This is a genomic window from Arthrobacter ginsengisoli, from assembly GCF_031456935.1.
GTDB lineage: Bacteria > Actinomycetota > Actinomycetes > Actinomycetales > Micrococcaceae > Arthrobacter > Arthrobacter ginsengisoli.
The window spans coordinates 288,448-307,148 of the sequence record NZ_JAVDVQ010000001.1; the positions used below are offsets into that span (position 1 = coordinate 288,448).

Here is an 18,701-nt window from a genome sequence, read left to right on the forward strand (position 1 = left end):
TCACTGTGCCTTTTCGGTTCACTGTGCATTTTCGGTGAACCCCCATGCTTGCGTGGATGCAGCACCAAGACATAGGGCCCCGCCCGGGCATCGTGGATCCCGGCACCTGATGCTCCCCGACGGGTTTCATCGCGTGGGCGACGGCTCAAGAACTATCGCCGAGCCGCCACCGCGGCGCACGGGCTCGGCCGCTGCGACCATGCCGCCGTCGGGCAGGAACTCGATGGCGGTCGCCGCGCCGATCTCAGCCGCCGACGTGAACGCGTCGCCGGACGGCGTGAATTTATGACCGTACGGGGTCAGCTTGCTCCCGTACGCCTCGATGAATTCGGGCTCGGCCGTGACCGTTGCCGTGTTCCGTTGCGAGGCTCGCGGGGCGGCGATCGCGTCCGAAATGCTCATCCCCAGGTCCACCCGGTTCAGGATGGTCTGCAGGACGCTCGTGATGATCGTCGAGCCGCCGGGCGAGCCCAGGGCGAAAAACGGCTCGTCATCCTTGAGCACGATGGTCGGGGACATGGACGAGCGCGGGCGCTTCCCCGGCTCGATCCGGTTGGGGTCGGTCGGGTTGTAGACGGTGGAGAAGTCGGTCAGTTCGTTGTTGAGCAGGAAGCCGCGGCCGGGGACCACGATGCCGGACCCGCCGGTCTGCTCGATCGTGAGCGTGTATTCGACGACGTTGCCCCACTTGTCCGCGACCGTCAGGTTGGTCGTGGAGATGTTCTCGGTGTCCTTCTCATCTTCCAGCGCCACGGCGGGAGCAGGGCACACACCGTCGTAGGAGGACACGTCCCCCGGCAGGACCGGCTTCTCAGCTGCCAGCAGCGGATCGATCCGGCACGAGCGCTCCTTACCGAACAGCGGGTCGGTGAGCGCGGCGGTGGGGACATCGCCAAACGCCGGGTCGCCGACGTACTTGCCGCGGTCCGCGAAGGAAAGCGCGCTCGCCTCGAGGTAGTGATGCAGGGCGCCGGGCGTGGACATCTCGGAGACGTTGAACGTGTCCAGAATGTTCAGTGCCTCGCCGGTCGTGGTGCCGCCGCTGCTCGAGGGCGCCATACCGTAAACGTCCAGACCGCGGTACTCCACGTGCGTCGGCTCCTGATCCAGGGCGCGGTATGCGTCGAGATCCGCCGTGGTCAGGTGGCCCGCCGGGACGGGCAGCTGGGTGCCGGCAGCCTTTGGCGGAGCCTGGACCGTCGCTGCGATCTCCGCCGCGAGCGGCCCGGCGTAGAAGCCGTTCGTTCCTTTCCTGGCGAGGAGCCGGTATGTTTCGGCGAGGTCGGGGTTCCGGAAGACACTACCGACGGCGGGGGCGTCGCCGCCGGGAAGGAAGAGGGCGCTCGTCGAGGTAAAGGCTTCGAACCGGAGCCTGTTGTCGAGGGTCTGCTGGCGGAATGTCTTATCGACCTCGAAGCCCCGGGTGGCCACCGTGATGGCCGGCGTGAGCGCCTCGTCCAGGCTCACCGTCCCCCACCGGTCCAGGGCACGCTCCCACGTCGCCGGCGTGCCGGGGACACCCACGGAGACGCCACTCGTGACGAGTTCGGGGGTAAAGCGATACGGCTGGCCAGTTGCCGGGTCGATGAACGCGTCCGGCGGCATCGCAGCCGGCGCCGTTTCGCGGCCGTCGATCGTACCGACTTCGCCAGTCTCCGCGTCGTAGAAGACGAAATAGCCGCCACCGCCGATGCCGGCGCTGTACGGCTCGGTCACGCCGAGGGTTGCGGCTGCGGTGACGGCGGCGTCGGCCGCGTTGCCGCCTTTGCGGAGGACCTCGATCGCCGCGGCGGACGCCTCCAGGTCCACGGTACTCACAGCGCCGCCGTACCCGGTGGCGATCGGTTCCTTGACCGTCTCCCGCGGATCGGCGGACGCGGGACCGGTGACGGCGCCGCCCGTCACCGCCAAGGCCAGGGCCGCCGTAATGGCCATCAGCCCACGTGTCATAAGTGTCATGATCGCTCCCGAGTCCCCGTGATGCGCATTGACAGTAGTTGTCACGCTACTGCGCTGCAACGCGACATTCAACTGCCGAGCGGCGGAAAGGTCACCCGGCACCTGCGATGGCCGACCTCACCAAGGCGCTGGAAAAGACTTTCAGCGTTTGTTGTGTGAGCCAGTCTTGTCTTGCCCGAATAGGGTGTCAACATCTTGGCGAAAGGCGGGGACGCCGCGTGCCAGACGCCCCGGCCGGACCATCCGGTTCGGATGAGGCGCGGGCCGGCGGGCCGCCCCTAGGGTCAGCACATGGCACGCCCCGGATCGAAACTGGGCTCGGCACTCCGGAGGTTCTCCGGCTACTTCGCCGTAAGCGCGATCTGCGGCGTGCTGGCCGCCAGCCTCCTGGTCCCCGCCATTGCCGGGGCCGCTGTTGCCCTCAGGGAATCCACCACGATGTTCAACAACCTGCCCGCGGAACTGAGGGTCGATACGCCGTCGCAATCCACCAAGGTCCTGACCGCGGACGGGAAGACCATTGCCACCTTTTACGCCGAGAACCGGGTGAGAGTCAGCCTGGACCAGATGTCGCCGTATATTAAGGACGCGATTGTCGCGATCGAGGACCGCCGCTTCTACGAGCACGGTGGCATCGACGCGCAGGGAATTCTTCGGGCGCTCGCGTCCAACCTGAGCAACGGGGGCCGGCAGGGCGCCTCCACCCTGACCCAGCAGTACGTGACGAACGTGCTCAATGAGTCCCTGATGTCGGCGGACAAGGGCGACCGGATTGTCCTCAACGGGCAAAAGAGCGTTGCCGACAAGTTGCGTGAAATGAGGCTCGCAATCGAGCTGGAAAAGAAGTACACCAAGGACCAGATTCTCGAGGGCTACCTCAACATTGTGTTCTTCAGCCGGGATGCCTATGGGATCGAAGCCGCGTCGCGCCACTTCTTCAGCACCACAGCCAGGAATTTGACCCTGCCGCAGGCCGCCCTCCTCGCAGGCCTGGTGAAAAGCCCCAGCTTCTACAACCCCGCCGTCTATCCCGACAACGCCATCCAGCGCCGCAACCATGTCCTCGACGCCATGCTCAGCCTCGGCCGGATCTCCCCGGCCGAGCATGCCGCCGCCGCTGCCACCGGAGTGGAGCTGGACATGACACCGGGGAGGCAGGGCTGCGCCGGCGCGGATATGGCACCGTACTTTTGCGACTACGTCTCGCACCTCATCCTGAACAACCCCGCCTATGGCGTCGACCTTGCCGCGCGAGTGAGGACGCTGTACCGCGGTGGCCTGACTATCACCACGACGCTGGACAGCCGGCTGCAGTTGGCCGCCCAGACGCAGGTCGACGCCACGGCCGGGGCCAACCCGGACAAGTGGGGCGCGTCGCTGGTCTCCATCGGACCCGGAACCGGGAAGATCCTGGCGATGGCCCAAAACACCGTGTTCCTCCCCGAGGATGGCAAATTCGATACCCAGCTGAACTTCAACGTTGATTCCAAGGACGCCAAAGGCAATGACCTGAATGGTGCCGGCGGGTTTCAACCCGGGTCCACCATGAAACCGTTCACCTTGGCGGAATGGCTTCGGGAGGGCAAGTCCCTGACCGAGACGGTGGATGCCTCGCGGCGGTCGTATCCCCTAAATTTCCGCTGGAAGTCCAGCTGCGGCAAGGTGCTGGGTGCCTACAGCACGATGGAGAGGAGCCTCGGCGCGGCGGACGACCTGCAAAACAATGACGCCGGCTACTACCGCCGCATGCCCGTCGACTACGGGCTGTATAACTCCATCAACACCGCCACCTTCGCTGAGGCTGCCCAGCTGGACTTCTGCGGCATCCAAAGGACTGTGGATGCTGCCGGGCTCCACAGCGGCCTGGATAACGCACAGGTGAACATGCATCAGCTGGGCAACCTGCTGGGGGCGATTGGCGTGGCGCCGCTCGTTCTGGCCAATGCCTTTGCCACGTTCGCCAACGACGGCCAATACTGCACTCCGATCGCCATTGCGGACGTGACCGACGCGGCGGGAAACAAGCTTCCCGCCGAGACCAGGTCCTGCCGTGATGCCATCCAGCCCAACGTCGCCCGCGGTGTGAACTCCGTGCTCCAGGACGTGCTGAAAAGGGGGTCCGGGGTCTACATCAAACCCAAGGTCCAGAGCCGCTTCCCGGTCGCGGCCAAAACCGGCACCTCCAACACGAACGGCGCGACCTGGGTGGTGGGCTACACCAGCGGCATCGCCACCGCGTCGTTCTTCGGAGATGCCCTGGAAGGTCAAAAACGGCCCGGCCAGAACATCACCGTCAACGGCAAATTCTATAAAAGCATCGACGGCTACATGCTTGCCGGACCGCAGTGGGCGAACTACATGCTCGAAGTCGCCGGGCTCTATCCCGCCGCGGAATTCCCGCCGCCGCCGGAGTCCATGACCAGAAAACGTTGATCGGCGCTGAGCCCGGAGCCCGCGTGGGGCGTTTGCGGCGTCCTTGGAATACGGAAAATGTGACATTGCCCCCGGCTCAGCCAGTATTCTGGATGTGGCCTGGCAACGGCAACCTGTGATTCGTAGAGGGATAGTGTCCATGACAAGCAAACCGGATGTCACCGTCGCCGTGAACATGGATTCCGGCACCGTCACCCGATGCGGGAACGTTCCCCGCCAACATCTCCAGGCTTTTGTTCCCTCGCCCTGCCGCGAGGGGGCCCACGCGCCGGGGGGTGAGGGTTTGACGATCCATCGCCAGGTTCCGGAAGGGTTGCCTTCCGCCCGGATCTTCGGCACCTTCCGGCGCTGGCCGCTGGTGCCCTCCGCCGAGCTGGACCGGCTCCGGGACGCGCTTGCGAACTGTGTGGAACTCGTCGGGTCCGAGGCCGCCGACGAGCTGCTCGGGCTCATCACCAAGGAACTCCAGCAACGCAGCGCAGAGGAGCAACCGGACGCCAGCAGACACCTTGGACCGGCCGGACCAACGCAGCAGTCCGCGGAACGGCGGAGCTCACACGGGCAGACCGGCCGGAGTCGCGGGTCGCGGCGTGACCAGTCGGGCCCGGCTGCGGGACCGGCACGGGCGTCCAGGAACCGGGCAGACGGAAACTGACGCCGGCAGGCAGGCCTCAATGGAGATAAGCCAGCTCCTCATTGGCCTCATCCACGTCGAAGGCTTTGGGATCCAAAGTGTCGCCCGGCAGCATCCGCAGCCATTCCCGGTACTGCTCGTGGTCTTCGTGGCGCGGATCGTTGACCGCTTCGACGATGTTCGCCCAGCCCCCGGTCCCGCCGCTGTCCTCCGCGGGGGCCGCGCCGCGCCCGGCGGTGCACTGCGGAAGTCGCCCGCCGTCGTCGTCCTGCAGAATTTTCTCCACCTTGATGGCGAGGACCCAGTTGTCGCCAAAGTCGTAGGTGTACTTCATGCTGCTGCCGACGTCCGGCAGCAGCTCACCGACCGTCACCCCGCCCTCGTCATGGGGAGGTTCACCGTAGAAATCGTCCTCGTCCGGGTTCAGCGGCGCATACCTGGGGCCCCGGAATCCCCCGATCTGGAACTCGTGCAGGTGATAATCGAGCCAGCCGAACAGGGCCTGGATCACCTGGTGCAGCTGAGGGAGCGGCATGCCGGCCGGAACCAGGACACGCCGCCAGATCGGCGGCTTCGAATCGTTGAGCATGATCTTCAGCTGCAGGACCGGCGTGCCGGCCGCCCGTGCCGCCGCAACTGCCGGCACGGGAGCCGCCTCGTACTGCACGACCGGTTCAAGCCCGGCATCCTCGGGGGCCTCACCAAGTCCCAGGCCAGCCAGAACCCTGTCGTCGTCAAAGACATTTGCAATGCAGCGGATGAGGGCCCGCGGTACCCGGAAATGCGTGTCGATGGTCAGCAGCCCCAGCTCGGCGAGCTCGTCCAGGCGCCTCATGACCACGCCGGTCAGCAGACCCGCCATGGCCCGTTCCGCTTCCGGCGCGTGCTCCGCAGTGGCCAGAACCCGCGCCTTCTCGGGCGGGTCGGCCGTTGCCGCCGCGAGCAGGATCGATACCTGCAACCCGGAGATCATTCGCTCCCACGGCTGGGCCGGATTCCAGTCGAGCACCGCCGCCGTCAGGTACTGGTCGACAATAAACACCAGTTCCGCCAGCCGGTCCGAAGGCCCCCCGGCCAGGAAGTCGCCGGCATCCGCCGTGGGAACCACCTTCGTCGCGGTGATCTCAATCAGCTCCGCCGTCTCCAGTGTGGTCCAGAGCAGGGCCAGCAGCGGCACGTCATACATGCTCCGGACCGTTGGCACGTGATCGGCCGGACTGCCGGTGCCCGGCAGCGGGGAGCCCGCCCGTTTGGTGCCACCCCTGACGACGACGCCGACGCTGGCGGCCGCCGCCTCAATGTCCCGCTGGCGGACTGCACCGGTTGACGTAACTGGCTTCCCCTCACCGATCCACTGCAGCAGCGCCGTGACCCGCCGGATCAGGGGCAGCCTGGAAAACGCCTCCAGGGCCTGCTGATCGGGGACGTCCGGCACGTCGACGAGACCCCAGCCGCCGCCGTCGTCGTCCGTGGCAGTGGCGGTGGCGGTGAAGTGCTCTATGACTTCCGCCAGCTGATCCGCGGAGCCGGACCACCGGCCCGTCTCCACGAGAAACTCGATGAAGGCGCGGACGGTGTCGACGACGAAGCCCGTGATCTCACGCACGCTTTCCTCGACGGCCGTCGCTCCTGCCAGTGCGCCGATGGCGTCGACAGTCGCCAGGATTTCGGCCTCGACGGCGACTGCCAAGCCGCCAGGCTCAAGGCTCGTCACGTCGGCCGCGGGCGTGCCTTCCATGTAGCGCGCCATGACGGCTTTGATTGGAGTCAGGCAATCCAGGGCGGCAGCCGCCGAGCCGGGAGAGCCCTCCTCGAACCACCGGACGAACGCCGGTGTGAGAGCGTCCACGGCGCGTTCAGCCCGGAAGGTACTCAGGGACTGCGGTGTGGAGGACCGGGTACCGGGGCGTCCCGTCCCGCCAGCGCCTTTGCCCTTGTGCCGGTTCCGGCCGTTCTTGCTCATGGTGCCCCTCCGCTTGCGAACGTGTTGTTATGACGACGGTACTGATCCTTTGGGCGGCAGGCCAGTTCCGCAGCACCAGGGGACGGCGCGAGTCCAGGTTCGCCCGCTGCCGCGGCCGCCTGCGCGTGCCGAATTTGGGGCCCAAGGTATTCCAAGGGTGCCATCAGGACAATGGGCGGGCTGGGGGTCCGATCAACCGTGGACGTCGAGGCTACTGAGCAGGAAAGGACCGTCAGATGATCGAAAACCAAAACCAGGCTGGCGGAATGAAAGTCGACGATTCGCTGCCTTGCGGTGCGCGGCCGGGGATCAGTGATCGCGGAAACGGACGGCTGCGCCACCTCTCGATCGCCGTGGTGCTGGCGGTTGGCGGTGTCGGAGTGGTCAGTGGCACTGCACAGGCCGCCCCCGGACCCGAAAAGCCCAGCTACACGGCCGGCGCCCCCGGCAGCGGCGATGCGTACTTCCCGTAGGCAGGCAACGGCGGATACGACGTCCTGCACTACGACCTGGCCCTCCGCTACGCCCCGCCGGCAGATCGCGACGTTCAAAAGGGCGGCCAGCTCAATGGCGTCGCGACCGTCACCCTCCGCTCGACGCAGGACCTGGAGTCGCTCAACTTCGACCTGCGCGGCCTCAACGTCACCTCCGTCACGGTCAACGGCAAGGCCCCGGCCGAGTGGTCACAGCAGCAGGACGACGCGAACCGCATCTGGCAACTCACGATCGGGCTGCCGCAGCAGCTGAAGGCCGGCCAGAAAACGACGGTCGTCATTGAGTACGGCGGGACCACCGGCCGGCCGCTGGACACCACCGGCGCCCTGTACGGCTGGGTCACCACCGCCGACGGCGCGATGGTCGTCAACGAGCCTGAGGGCGCGGCAACCTGGTACCCCGTGAACGACGACCCCGAAGACAAGGCAACGTACACGTTCCGCATCACAGTGCCGGAGGGAAAGACGGCCGTGGCGAACGGACGGCCGTCCGGCCAGCCGGCGACGAAGGACGGCTGGACGACGTGGACATGGAAGGCAAAGGACCCGATGGCCAGCTACCTGTCGACGGCGGGCGTCGGCGACTTTGCACTGTCCTACGACGTGGGTCCGCGCGGGCTGCCGATCATCAACGCCATCGACGCGGACGTGCCAGGCCCGGAACTGGCGGAGACGAAAAGGTCACTCGCGCTCCAGCCGGAGATGAGCAGGTTCCTGGAGGGCCTGTTCGGGCGGTACCCGTTCGAGGCGTTCGGCGCGATTGTCGACGACGATACGGTGGAGTACGCGCTGGAGACTCAGACACGGTCTACTCGGGCGTCGCAACAGAATACACGGTGGTGCACGAAATGGGCCACCAGTGGTTCGACAACAGCGTGAGCCCCTCCGACTGGCGGGACATCTGGCTCAACGAGGGCTGGGCGACCTACGTCGAGTAGCTCTGGGTAGCGGAGCAAGGCACTCCGACAATGCAGCAGCAGTTCGAGGACGCCCTGACGTACCTCGATGCGAACGACCGCTGGGCGCTGGACATTTCCGATCCCGGCCGGGACAACCTGTTCGCGGGCCAGGTCTACCTCCGCGGGGCCGCCGCCCTGCACGCACTGCGCCTGGAGATCGGCGACAAGTCGCTCTTCGCGGGCAGCCAGCTGTGGCTAACCACCTACAACGAGTCGACGGCGACGACCGAAGACTTCGAAGCCGTCATGGAACAGGCCTCAGGCCAGCAGCTCGACACGTTCTTCGACGAGTGGCTGCGTGGTGACGTCCGCCCGGGGGTTTCGTAGGTCGTGGATAGTCGCGTCACTCGCGGAACGGCCCCGCACCTGGACTTGGGTGCGGGCCCGTTCCATGCCCGGCTTGTCCCGTCACCAAAGGTCGGCGATGAGTTGTCGAAGAGAATCCGACGGCGCTATGCCCACCTCGTCCATCAGCTTCGTTCGGTAGTGTTCAAAGGCCCGCAGCGCGGCAGCGTTGTTGCCTTGCTGCCGTTCGGCCCGAATGAAGAGGCCAAGCGCACTTTCATAAATGGGTTCAAGGTCCAGCGCCGCTTCCGAGGCTTCCAAAGCAAGCTCATAGTCACATCGCGCCAGGGACTCGCGGGCAATTATCTGGAAGGCGTGCAGGCGCCCCCTTCCGCAACCTGACCTGCTCGGACAGGACCCAGTCGTCGTACCATCCCGGAAGCAACTCGGCCTCGCGTAACTGGTTCAAGCGCGAGGCCGCGTTCCCCTGGACTCCGATCTGGCTCAACTCGCGGATGTGGGAGCGCACCCGATACAGATCGACATCCACCCGGTCGCTCAGGGAGAGTACTGCTCCTCCATTAATCAGCAGACCCGGAACCTGCCGCGAGACAAGGTGCACGGTCACGCGCAGGCTTTCCTTGCCGCGGCTCTCGAATTTCTCCGGCGACAGGAGACCGACGAGGTAGCTGCGGGGGGCGGGGACCGTTTACCGCGAGCGCGGTAATGAGCCGATGTTGCCGTGCGGTGACAGGCACGATGCAGGCATCCCGACAAAGTTTCCACGATTGGAACAGGCTCAGCTGAAAATGGCAATTTCCGCCGTTTCCCATTGGTACCCCCAAATCCAGCATGGGTGAGCCGGAACAGTTCTAGGCACGAGGATCCGCATTTCGAGGTGGGAGGTCAATGGCCGGCACCATCTGGCAGTTTCGTGACGCGAAATCGTGTGACCACGCCCCGTCCTGCCGCCATATTTGCAACCGGATATCGAAACTATTGGCCCACATTATGGCGTCGGTTCGAATCAATGCCTGACGGCAATCCGCACCCTTGCCGACCTTGACGGAGTCAGTACATTGCCACATCATCGGAAGCGTCGCGCTTCGTTTGCGTTCCCTCCCCGACCTGCCGAACGCCTGCGGCGCGGTCCTTCTCATAACGCATCAGGGTTTCACCGACGATGTTGTCAGCCACGGCCCTGCACTGCTCCGCTTCCGCGCGTTCCCGACATTCAAGGACGCCGACATGTCCGGTTAGGGTCGCGGCCGCGTCGACGGACGCGAGCCAGCAGTTCAGCGTCCGGCACAGCTTGTCGATGTACTCAGACGCGGAGGTGAATCCCCCCCAAATATTCGCCACTCCACGTTCCGCGACGCGCGCTTCTAAATAGAGCTGCCTGATTTTTGCTGCATCCGGGTCCGCCGCCATCGCTTCGGCGAGGGTTTTGACTGCGGCGTTGGAGTCAGCCAGCCGCGTGGTGAGGTTGGCGGTCTCATTGAGCAATTCGAGCAGGCATTTATGGTATGTTGCCATCTTGGCTTCGAACTCGGCCAACTTTCGACGCATTCCTACTAGCTCGAGCACCTCCACTTCCAGATCAAAATCGCAGTTCTCCACGGAACACGAGGCCTGGGTTGGGGCGCAGTTGTCCAACTCGCGAAGGACCGTCTCAAACGCCCTGTCGAGATCCTCTGCCGTAGCATCCTTTGGCATGGCGCATTTGATTCGCTCCTGCATTCGTTCCAGTTGCTCTGTCACTTCCCTCACCTGGGGAAGCAATTCGTGTCGCTTGCTCGGATACTCTTTTCTAACTTTCGCGTGCGACATGACTGCGTTATCTACGTCGGTCTGCTGCTTTTTCACGAAATCCGCTTGCCGAGCGAGGCCCTCACTCTTGCACAAGTGAATGTCGATCGCGTTTGCATCGCACTCACAGTCCGTCGGCTTCGGTTTCGGTTTCCCGCCCTCTGGCTGGCGTTCTTCAGTTTCGCTTTGACCGTCACGACAGTGGCAGTCCTGCCCGTGCTGTTGATGACCGGGACTCGTCTGGCCTTCGTGCTGTTCCCGGCTCTGATCGTCAGACATGTATCGCTCCTGTTCAGTGTCCTCGCCGTTTCAACAAGAGTTTCCGCCTCCCTGTGTCACCACACCGTTTTATTTACTGCCCGAATACGACGGGGCCACCCCGCGCGACGCTCCCGTGACGCGCGGCGGGGATTATCGACTGCATGGCCGGAAACCGAGCGTTGGCTGCCGTTGGGCGCAGCATTGTTGACCTGCTGAATCGCAGATTGACCGAGATGCTCCCCGCCCCGAGGCCGAGGGCCGTTCTGGCCGGCACCGCCGACTTCGAAGAGGCAAACGGCAGCCCGGTGGCGACGATCAGCTATCCGCCGGGGGTCATTACCATCTATTGCTACCGTGTCACCGTGGACCCGCAAACCCGGCCAGGGTGGTCCGCCGTCGCATTCGGAGACGGTGTCCCGCGGATCCCGCTTCGCCTGCACATGCTGATCGCCGCCTGGGACACTGTGGTGGAGAGCGAACTGGAATGGCTCGGGATGGCCGCGCAGATCCTCGAAAGTGAAGGCATTCTCAGTGGGCCATTGCTGCATCCCAGCGGCGACTGGGAGGCCGGTGAAGTGGTGCAGGTTGTGCCCGATGATCTGTCACAGGACTCCATGAGCGACGCGTTTCAAGCACTCACGACGGAATACCGGCTTTCGCTGCCCTATGTTGCCAGGGTTATCTGTATCACGGGCCGGAAGGTCGACGGCGCCGCCCGTGTCGGCACGGTAGCCGTCCGCACGGACGCCACGCCATGATCATCCTCGAGACTGGCATCGGACCTGCACTGCTAATGCACCGGCTTGCGCTCGCTCTCGAATGCATCGATTCCGTCACCGAGCGACCGATCCGCTCCAGCGTGCGGCTCGGTCGGGAGGTACGTGGCCCGCAAACCGGGCTTGAACAAGATGCTGGCTGGCCCTGCGTAGACCTGCTGGACAAAGGCGTTGGCCGGGGCGCGCTGACCTTCGGGCGGCCGCTGCCGGACGTCGTGACGATCCGCATTGCCGACCCCACACGGCACGCCGTTCCGCGCCGGCTGAGCATACCGCTTTGGCCCGCCCCCGATGGGGCCAACGCAGCCCTGGCCGCCGTGCCGGCCGTGTCCCGGTCGGCGCGGCCTTGGCTCCTGCCCGGCTCTGCCTATCTTCTTCCACCAGGCTCCACTTCCGTGCGCGGAACGCTGATGCGAGGCGCGTCCGCGCTACGGTGGGCCAGGATTACGGCCAGGGGTCCCGGCGGCATGGTCGTCGGCCGTGCCCACGCTGACGACCGTGGCGAATTCCTGCTGATCATTTTGTCAACAGGCTCGCTGCCGCCGCCCGCCCCGAGTGAACTGGACATCACCCTCGAGATCCATGCCGGCCCCCAGGCGGCCGCGTCGGCGGACAATCTCGGGGACCTGCCGATCGAACGACTGATCATGCCGGCGGCGCCGCCCAATCCGGGAGACCTACTCAACGACACGATCAGGGGCCGGGCCATACCCCCGGGCTATGCGGGTTCGACTCCCCTTGGCCCCTACACCGTCCCGATCGGATCTCAGTTTTCCCTGTCCACACGCGTCGTTTTTCCGTAACAGCTAGTAAGGGAGGCATTCATGCCCGAGTACCTGACTCCAGGTGTGTACGTGGAGGAGACCAGCTTCCGATCGCGTTCCATCGAGGGCGTGCCCACCAGCACCCTCGGCATTACCGGCCTGACGGCCTATGGGCCCGTTCCCTACCAGTTGAAGTCCCCGGAGGTCATTATGGTGCCCCGGCCGCCTCTGGTGACCAGTTACACCGAATTTGAACGAGCCTTCGGCGGGCTGTCGCCCGTCGGCGACGGCACCGACAACCACAATTATGTTGCACTCGCTGCCCGAGCCTACTTCGAAAACGGGGGTCGCCGGCTCTACGTCCAACGGGTGTTCGACTTCGTGAACGACGCCAACAATGACATCGACGTCGCGGCGAATTTTGCTGCCCTGCCCCTTGCCGCGCCGCCGGCGGCAACGCCAACCTGGTGGGCGCGCTGGCCCGGAAGGGCCGGGAATGCCATCAGCATCCGGTCCCGGTTCCGGCGCAGCAAGAACGTCATCGTCCAACGGGGCGGCATCAACGTCATCACCGGGCTGGCACCAGGGGCCGCCGTTGAGGTGATAGCCGCAGCTCCCGCTGACGATGTGTTGCCGGCCGCCGGAAACATCCGAATTGTGATGGCCAATGCCGCCGGTGAACTTGGGTTCGACAACACCGGTGCCTTCGCCGCGGTTGGGGCCGTTACTGCGGCGTTCCATATCACCCTGGATATCGACGTCCGTTTCGGCCCGGACCGCGTGGATACCTACAGCGGTCTGGAACTAGGGAGCCAGCATCCGCGTTCGATCACAACCGTGCTTCGAGCTGCCGACCCGGTTGACGAATTCAGTCTGGTCTGGCTTGACCGCAGCCTGCCGGCGGGAGCGCCCGCCGGGACGCCTCCGCCGACGGACGCTGAGGTGCTGGCCGCTGTACTGCAGACAGCAGGCTTCCGGTTCCTCACCGGCGGGAACGAGGGGAACCCTCTGACACCGGGACTCTTGAAAGGTGAACCTTCGAGCCCGGACGACCCGAAGAAAGCCGCCAAGGGCCTCGGAGCGCTTGCAGAAGTTGACGACATCGCCATCGTAGCCATGCCGGACACCGTTCGTTTCGACGACCTGACTATACAGAAGGTGGCGGTCGACCACCTGATAGGACACTGCGAGTCCCTCCGCTACCGGATCGCCGTCGTCGATCCGCCGAAGGACAGCTCCATCACCGGAGTGCGGACGTTCAGATCCCAGTTCGATTCAAATTATGCGGCGATCTACTACCCCTGGATCCAGACTGTCGATCCGACCGCAAAACTGGACCCCGGCTCCCCGACGTCCCTGTTGGACGTCCCGCCGTCCGGATATGCCGCCGGCATTTATGCCAGGACCGATGTCCGGCGAGGTGTGCACAAGGCGCCCGCCAACGAGGTGGTGCTCGGGATCAGCAAGTTCAAGGAGAACATCACCTACGACCGCCAGTCCGTGCTGAACCCCGAGGGGGTCAACGCGCTGCGCTTCTTCCCCGGCAGGAGCAACCGGATCTGGGGTGCCCGGACGATGACCTCTGACCCCGAGTGGAAATACGTCAACGTGCGCCGGCTCTTCATCTACCTGGAGCATTCCATCGAGAAGTCGACACAGTGGGCCGTCTTCGAACCGAACAATGAGCGGCTTTGGGGCAACATCCGGCAAGGCATCGAAGACTTCCTGCTGGTGACCTGGCGCACCGGGGCACTCATGGGCACAAAACCCGAACAGGCCTTCTTCGTCCGTTGTGACCGGACGACGATGACGCAAAACGACCTGGACAATGGGCGGCTGATCTGCCTGATAGGTGTTGCCCCGACCTACCCCGCGGAGTTCGTCATTTTCCGAATCGGCCAATGGACCGCCGACTCGCCGCAGAGCTAATACCGACAGAGGAGATGAGAAACAGTGGCTGAACGAGACAACCCCTACGGCGCCTTCAACTTCATGGTCAATCTGGGTGACTCGGGGGTCGAGAACCAAATCGTCGGTGGATTTAGCGATGTCAGCGGCCTGGGCAACGAAATTAAGTACTCCGAATACCGGAACGGCAATGACATGGAAAATCATGTCCGGAAGGTCCCCAACATCAACACTGTGGACGACGTGAGCCTGAAACGGGGCGTGATCGGGGACCTGAGGCTGTTCACCTGGCTCAAGAACACCCGTGAAGGTGACGCCCAGCCGCAGACGGTCACCATTACGCTGCTGGACGAGGGCCGCCACGCTGTCTGCAAGTGGGTGCTGCAGCGGGCTCAACCCAAAAAGTGGGTCGGGCCAACGCTCGCCGCCAAGGGCGGCGGTGAAGTTGCCGTCGAGGAACTCCAGCTCGTGGCCGAGCGTATCGACTTTGTCGCCAGCTGATGGCCGAGGACCTGCGGCTGGGCGCGCCGGGGTTGTACTCCGCTCCACGAGGGGACGTCCCCGCACCCCTGGCGCCGGTGCGGCTGGACATCGCTGGCTTTGCCGGCGTATGTTTCCGGGGCCCTGTGAACATTCCGACGACGGTGCGGAGTTGGTCTGATTTTCAGCGGATGTTCGGCTCCCTGGCAAGTGCTCAGGGTGCCTGTCCTGGGTTCCTTCCCCGGGCCGTTCAGTCATTTTTTGCCCAGGGCGGATCCGAGGCGGTCGTCGTCCGGGTCGCGCCTGTGGATCTGGACCCCTCGGAACCTACCGTGCCGGCTCAGCCCGCCCACGTGGAACCCACGATTCCGCCCGGGACGGCGTTCTGCCAGCTGTCCCCGCCCGACAGTTCGACGCCGGTGCTGACCTTGACGGCGGCAAATGAGGGAAGCTGGGGAAACCAGCTTGAAGTCCGGCTCAGTTTTGACGCCGGGCAGTCCTTCGACTGCCGGTTAGTGACCGGTCCTGGTGAGCAGCAGATGCTAGTCCTTCCCGCCGGCATTGCGCTGACGTCCGGGACCCTGCTGTCGCTCCGCGTCCCGGGCGGGGCAAACGCGGAGGCACTCCGCTGGGCAGAGCCTGACACGGTGATTGACGGGAGGACCGGGATTGGTATCGCCGCCGCCATCCTGGCGACTCCCCTGACGGACCTGGCGGCCGGCAGCCGGCTGGCGGCCACGGAGATCACGGCAACGCTTACCGTCCGGGACCACGACCCTGCGTTCGGCCGCGAGGAGAGACTCCCCCGGCTTGGCTTGCACCCTGCCCATCCACGCTGGATCGCGACCGTGCTGCACCGGGAGTCGGAGCTGGTTCGGCTCCATGCTCCCCTGCCGGGACCGGTCCTTCCGCCCGACGGTCGGCTGGCCGGCCTCAGCTCCCGCGGCGCCCCGACGGGCGGGATTGACCGCTGGGAGGCTATTACAATCCGGAGCTTCTTTGACGACCCGTCCGTCGACTCTGACCCGCTGGATGAGCACTGCCACCGGGGCGTCAACGCGCTGTCCAGGTCGGACGACGTCGGAATCCTGGCGGTGCCCGACATAACCTGGTCGTGGGCCGTGGACGCCCCTCCCCCGGAGCCACCGCCGCGGCGGTGGTTGCCGCGGGCTGTCCAGTCCTGCGCCCCGGGAACGGCCCCTCCCGCTGAGCCAGTGCCGCCGCCGGCGGCCCACCTCGATCCGCGCGTGCCTGGCCAGCTGGCCGAGCTGGCGCGCCGCCAGCAGCGGCTGGTGGCCATTGCCGAAGTCAGGAAACGGTTTGTGGTGGTTCTCGACGCCCCACTGGGCCTCGGCATAGCCGGGCTCTTGAGCTGGCGGGCCGAATTCGATTCGAGCTTTGCGGCCGCATATCACCCGTGGCTGCGCGTCTCCGCACCGGCGGACCGGGGCCGGACCGTACTGGTGCCGCCGTCCGCCTTCGCCGCCGGCATACTGGCCGCCAGGGAGCGCCGCCGCGGTCTGATCTGGGGCCCAGCCAATGAGCTGGCGGCCGGGGCCGTGACAAGCAGCGATCCCTCGGCCGCCGCCAACGCCGACCGGCTGCACCTCAGCGCCATCAACACTTTCGTGCCCGAGCGGGACGGGCTCCGGCTTACGGGAGCGCGGACCCTATCGGCCGATCCCGCGTATCGGCAACTGAGCATCCGGCGGTTTATGACCATGTTGGCCCTGTCGATCGAACGCGAGTGCAACTGGGTTGTTTTTGAAACCAACAACATCTCCCTTCGACTGGCGCTGCGCAACAACCTGACGAATTTCCTCACCGGCCTGTTCCGCCAGGGTGCCTTCGCCGGAGCCAGCGAACGGGATTCATTCTTTGTCCATTGCGACGAGGTGCTCAACTCCACGTCATCCCTGGCCGGCGGGTTCCTGCTCGCCGAGGTGGGCGTCGCACCGGCCGCTCCGCTGGAGTATCTGGTCCTGCGCGTTGCCCAGGACTCCGGAGGCTTGCTGGAGGTGGAGGAAAAACGTGGCTGAGACAAAGGAATTGCTCGCGACCTTCCGCTTCACCGTGACGCTGACCCGAAGTCCCGGGGGCGGAGCGGGGGGGCCCGCGCTGCTGGGCACCGGCGCGTTCGCCGAATGCACCGGGCTCGATCTGGAGGCCGATATTAAGGAATACGCAGAAGGCGGGCGGAACTTTGGCATGATCCGCATGATTGGCCGGTCCAAGAGCACGCCACTGGTGCTCAAGCGGGGCATGGTCGTGGCCGCGGATGGCGGCATCGTGGACTCGGCGTTATGGGACTGGATCTCTGCGGTGGTTACGGGACGTCTGCCGGTTCCCCGCTATGACGGACTGGTTCAGGTCCATGATCCGGGGATGCAGCGAGTCCTCGCACAGTGGAGCTTTGAACGTGGTCTCCCGGGCAAGGTATCGGGCCCGGTCCTGAATGCAAAGACCGGGGAAGTCGCCATCGAGGAACTCCAGATCCTCCATGAGGGACTGCGGATGGTGGTGGACCTGTGAGCGGCAAACTGGAAAAGGCCCGGATCTTCGTCCTGAAGGAAACACCTTCCGGCTCGGCCGATTCCCCGCCCACTGTAAGTCCGGCCGGCGAGCCCATTCTCGTGCAGTTCAACCCGGCCACGCTCAGGATCGAACGGCAGAACAATAATCAGGGCAGCGCCACCACTCAGTCCCAGGCCCGCCAGCACTCCTCCTCCAGCCCCGCCACCCTGAGCCTCGACCTGCAGTTCGACACGGCTGAAGGCGACGGCGACGGCAATCCGCAGGATGTGCGTGACAAGACCCAGCAAATCCGGCAGTTTGTTGAACCCCGGGCCGACGATGCTTCCTCCCCGCCACCGCGGATGCGGTTCATCTGGGGAAACTTCCAGTTCGACGGCATTGTCACGAAGGTCAGCGAGGAGCTGGACTACTTCGACGCGGACGGGACCGCGCTGCGGGCGAAACTGAATCTGTCCGTCACCGAGCAGGACCCAAAGTTCGAACGGAACCAAAGCGGCAACGGCGCCCGGACGGCCACGAATGCTACCGAACCCGGAGGCTCGCCAATCGCCGTCGGCCCGGGGTCCCTGCCGAGCCGCCGCCCGGACCGCACCGCACTCGCACAGGCCAACGAAAGCGTCCAGCAACTGTTGCGGCGCAGCGGGCTGGACCCCGCCGCCTGGCGGTCCGCCATGACCGGCCTCGACAGTCCGCTGGGGCTCAGTGCCGGCGCCGAAGTCCAGCTGGCCGCAACGGGCGCAGGGAACGGGGTTGGATCATCAGCCGGTTTCGCCGCAACCGGCGGGGACGCTTCCCTGGAACAGGCCCTCGGGGCCACCCGTGGCGGAGCACCTGCAGCGCCGGGTTCCGCTGCCGGCACTGCCGCCGCCCGGCGGGAGGCGGGGTTTGTCCTCTCGGCCAACGGCGGGATTGCCGTAGCCAGCGCGGCCATCCAGACCCGGGACGCCGCGCAAGCCACCGCTGCGGCCCGGAGTGGATTCGCGGTGCCGCCCCTATCTTCCCAGTCCTCCCCTGCTCCTGACGCCGCCGCGGACCAGCGGTCCAGAAGCTACGGAAAAAACGTTCCGCTTCGGGCGAGGGCCGACCCGGACAGTCTCCGGCGAGCCGCAGCGGAAGGGACCATCAACCTCTCCCCGCGTGCCCGGGCCGGCGAAATCGGGCTGGCAGAGTCCCCTTCGCACGCACCGTGGCGCTCCCTTCCCGTGGACGGAACCGGGCGGACCGCCGCCGATCAACAGCAACGCGCCCGTGACGCAGGGGAAAGCACACTGAGGTTCAGACCCAGGAGGTGACCGGAAGTGGCTGTACACATCGAGGAAGTCCGCGCCGAAATCATTCCGATTACAGAGCGGCAAGACGCCGGGTCAGGTGACGCACTCAGGCAAAGCGTCGAACAGCGCTGTCTGGAGGTCCTTGCCCGGGCTGATCGGCTCGGTTTGCG

The 18,701-nt window shown here is 65.4% G+C and carries 15 protein-coding genes and 1 pseudogene; 12 read left to right on the top strand and 4 right to left on the bottom strand.

Going from position 1 to position 18,701, the window contains the following annotated elements:
* Nucleotides 1–126 precede the first annotated feature (126 nt).
* Entirely contained in the window at nt 127–1,959 is a 1,833-nt protein-coding gene (ggt, locus tag J2X01_RS01365) for a gamma-glutamyltransferase (protein WP_310049852.1), read from the bottom strand.
* Between the two features lie 291 nt (nt 1,960–2,250).
* On the opposite strand from ggt, the gene J2X01_RS01370 reads away from it, so the two are divergent.
* Both J2X01_RS01370 and J2X01_RS01375 read left to right on the top strand, forming a co-directional pair.
* Nucleotides 2,251–4,392, top strand: a complete 2,142-nt coding sequence (locus J2X01_RS01370) for a transglycosylase domain-containing protein (protein ID WP_310049855.1) — start codon at nt 2,251–2,253, stop codon at nt 4,390–4,392.
* A 139-nt stretch (nt 4,393–4,531) separates the two neighbouring features.
* Nucleotides 4,532–5,047: a hypothetical protein gene (locus tag J2X01_RS01375; RefSeq protein WP_310049858.1), complete on the top strand. Its 516-nt coding sequence runs from the start codon at nt 4,532–4,534 to the stop codon at nt 5,045–5,047.
* Between the two features lie 16 nt (nt 5,048–5,063).
* Here J2X01_RS01375 and J2X01_RS01380 read toward each other — a convergent pair whose 3' ends face one another.
* Nucleotides 5,064–6,989, bottom strand: a complete 1,926-nt coding sequence (locus J2X01_RS01380) for a plasmid pRiA4b ORF-3 family protein (RefSeq protein ID WP_310049860.1) — start codon at nt 6,987–6,989, stop codon at nt 5,064–5,066.
* Nucleotides 6,990–7,225: 236 nt separating this feature from the next.
* Between J2X01_RS01380 and J2X01_RS01385 the strand changes: the two genes are divergently transcribed.
* From J2X01_RS01385 to J2X01_RS01395, 3 genes and pseudogenes are all read left to right on the top strand, one after another.
* Entirely contained in the window at nt 7,226–7,462 is a 237-nt protein-coding gene (locus J2X01_RS01385) for a hypothetical protein (RefSeq protein WP_310049862.1), read from the top strand.
* Between the two features lie 36 nt (nt 7,463–7,498).
* Complete coding sequence (locus tag J2X01_RS01390; protein WP_310050203.1) at nt 7,499–8,362, top strand: gluzincin family metallopeptidase; 864 nt, start codon at nt 7,499–7,501, stop codon at nt 8,360–8,362.
* Nucleotides 8,332–8,769, top strand: a pseudogene (locus tag J2X01_RS01395) (M1 family aminopeptidase). The gene J2X01_RS01390 and the pseudogene J2X01_RS01395 overlap by 31 nt, the downstream one beginning before the upstream one ends.
* 81 nt (nt 8,770–8,850) lie before the next feature.
* Here the strand turns inward: J2X01_RS01395 and J2X01_RS01400 are convergent.
* Both J2X01_RS01400 and J2X01_RS01405 read right to left on the bottom strand, forming a co-directional pair.
* Nucleotides 8,851–9,108, bottom strand: a complete 258-nt coding sequence (locus J2X01_RS01400; protein ID WP_310050205.1) for a bacterial transcriptional activator domain-containing protein — start codon at nt 9,106–9,108, stop codon at nt 8,851–8,853.
* Nucleotides 9,109–9,798: 690 nt separating this feature from the next.
* Complete coding sequence (locus tag J2X01_RS01405) at nt 9,799–10,815, bottom strand: hypothetical protein (RefSeq protein ID WP_310049863.1); 1,017 nt, start codon at nt 10,813–10,815, stop codon at nt 9,799–9,801.
* Between the two features lie 143 nt (nt 10,816–10,958).
* On the opposite strand from J2X01_RS01405, the gene J2X01_RS01410 reads away from it, so the two are divergent.
* From J2X01_RS01410 to J2X01_RS01440, 7 genes are all read left to right on the top strand, one after another.
* Complete coding sequence (locus J2X01_RS01410) at nt 10,959–11,555, top strand: Pvc16 family protein (RefSeq protein ID WP_310049864.1); 597 nt, start codon at nt 10,959–10,961, stop codon at nt 11,553–11,555.
* On the top strand, nt 11,552–12,376 hold the full coding sequence (locus tag J2X01_RS01415; protein WP_310049867.1) for a hypothetical protein: 825 nt from the start codon (nt 11,552–11,554) through the stop codon (nt 12,374–12,376). Before J2X01_RS01410 ends, J2X01_RS01415 begins: the two co-directional genes overlap by 4 nt.
* Nucleotides 12,377–12,397: 21 nt before the next feature.
* Nucleotides 12,398–14,266: a phage tail sheath family protein gene (locus J2X01_RS01420; protein WP_310049869.1), complete on the top strand. Its 1,869-nt coding sequence runs from the start codon at nt 12,398–12,400 to the stop codon at nt 14,264–14,266.
* Nucleotides 14,267–14,290: 24 nt separating this feature from the next.
* Nucleotides 14,291–14,746: a phage tail protein gene (locus tag J2X01_RS01425; protein WP_056628886.1), complete on the top strand. Its 456-nt coding sequence runs from the start codon at nt 14,291–14,293 to the stop codon at nt 14,744–14,746.
* Nucleotides 14,747–15,078: 332 nt separating this feature from the next.
* The gene (locus tag J2X01_RS01430) at nt 15,079–16,764 is read left to right on the top strand and encodes a phage tail sheath family protein (protein ID WP_310049875.1); all 1,686 of its coding nucleotides are present in this window, start codon (nt 15,079–15,081) and stop codon (nt 16,762–16,764) included.
* A complete protein-coding gene (locus tag J2X01_RS01435; RefSeq protein ID WP_310049878.1) occupies nt 16,757–17,257 on the top strand; it encodes a phage tail protein in 501 nt (166 codons plus the stop codon). Before J2X01_RS01430 ends, J2X01_RS01435 begins: the two co-directional genes overlap by 8 nt.
* Nucleotides 17,254–18,552 carry a CIS tube protein gene (locus J2X01_RS01440; protein WP_310049880.1) on the top strand — a complete coding sequence of 433 codons (1,299 nt, stop codon included), beginning with the start codon at nt 17,254–17,256 and terminating at the stop codon, nt 18,550–18,552. The genes J2X01_RS01435 and J2X01_RS01440 overlap by 4 nt, the downstream gene beginning before the upstream one ends.
* The last annotated feature ends 149 nt before the right edge of the window (nt 18,553–18,701 follow it).